Consider the following 1,468-nt stretch of genomic DNA (forward strand, 5'->3'; position numbering starts at 1 on the left):
CCATTCATTCGTCCACCAGCCAAAGCATGTTTAGCAACGATCGCTAAGCTAGGCCCTGGCGACATAGCCCCTAATAAACAGACTGTAAAAAGTGATAACCAAACTGTTAGTGTCATAAAAATCTCCCCTCTTTGACGTTAATTTATCAATAGAGGTGATATAAACTGAAATCAAAGTTAATCATGAAAGTCATGATTAAAAATCATAGTCTAGTGAATAGAGTATTCTGATTGCTGCATAACGCTTTGCATCGTTTCCCGAATCCAACGATGCGCAGGATCGTTATCGTACTTTGGATGCCACATCAGCCAGTATTGATGGATTTGAGTATCAAATGGCAGAGGTTTATGTGCCAAACTCCAATGCTTAGCGAGGTTCACCGCGATATGCTCAGGGACGACCATCAAATGTTCACTTGAGACTAGGCGATTAACCGCCGCCGAGAAAAATGGGACTTTAAATGTGATATGTCGCGCCAACCCCATCTCTTTTAAAACCGTGTCGGTGCTTGAATCTTTATCGCCGCCACCCGTAACTTTTATGTGCGAATAACTGAGTAAAGCATCCACCGTCAGCTCTTTATAACTCGCTAGCGGGTGTGACGCTTTCATCAAACACACCGAGGTATCAGAACCAATGTTCACGCTTGAAACGCCTTCTGGTTTTGAAGGGTACATGGACGATGCGATGTGGATACCCAGTTCATGCAACTTATCGAGAAAATCTGGTTGCCATAAGCGATAAGCCATATCCAGTTGCGGCGCGAGTTGGCTTAAATGGGAAGCGATATCTGGAAGAACGTACTGAGCAACATAGGCACTAGACGCGACAACTAACTCACCTTGCCAATCTGCCGGTTCGAACGGTTTATCATCAAGCAGATGATCAAACTCAGACAGCAAATCATCAAGTTTAGCTTTTAACGCTAACGCTCGAGGTGTGGGTATAAGCAAGTTCCCCTGACGGACAAGCAACGGATCGCCACAAAGCTCTCTAAGCTGGGCTAATTGGCGGCTGACCGCAGATTGAGTTACGTGCAAGCGCTCAGCAGTGCGACTTACATGACACTCCTCAAGCAGCACATGCAATGATCTCAGCAGATTTAAATTGATGTTGTTTAACATTCTCGACCCACTTGATGCTTCACTTTACGAACTTGTTTCCGGTCGTATTAAAAAACTCGGTCAGAACCGTATGCGTCATCAAATGACGCAGTTCTGGAAAGCGTTGAATTTGGTCTCGAATTTCATTGAGCCGATTCATGTTAGGGACTTCCACAAATACCATCATGTCAGTTTCGCCGCTGATTGCATGGCACCATTTCACACCATCAATTTTATACAACTCATCAGCATAGGATTCACAGTAGTAAGATGATATGGATGTGTCGAATTTCAATGCGAAGTAGGCACAGATCGAATCCCCCTCTGGAGGCGCAATTTCAGCGTGATAACCTAAGATGACTTTG

The 1,468-nt window shown here is 44.6% G+C and carries 2 protein-coding genes and 1 pseudogene; all 3 read right to left on the bottom strand.

Annotation, left to right across the window (positions count from 1 at the left end):
• Positions 1–116, bottom strand: a pseudogene (locus R7F67_RS23995) (lysine transporter LysE); the annotation flags it as partial.
• Between the two features lie 93 nt (positions 117–209).
• Positions 210–1,124, bottom strand: a complete 915-nt coding sequence (locus R7F67_RS24000; protein WP_318057434.1) for a LysR family transcriptional regulator — start codon at positions 1,122–1,124, stop codon at positions 210–212.
• 19 nt (positions 1,125–1,143) lie between these two features.
• Positions 1,144–1,468, bottom strand: a 325-nt coding sequence (locus tag R7F67_RS24005; protein WP_318057435.1) for an Lrp/AsnC ligand binding domain-containing protein, incomplete at its 5' end; no start/stop codon positions are given.

Origin of the sequence: Vibrio sp. YT-17, from assembly GCF_033337375.1 — a bacterium.
Taxonomy (GTDB): Bacteria; Pseudomonadota; Gammaproteobacteria; order Enterobacterales; family Vibrionaceae; genus Vibrio; species Vibrio alginolyticus.

Coding starts and splice junctions, on each gene's coding strand:
- R7F67_RS24000 (WP_318057434.1), bottom strand. CDS start 1,124: ATGTTAAACAACATCAATTTAAATCTGCTGAGATCATTGCATGTGCTG.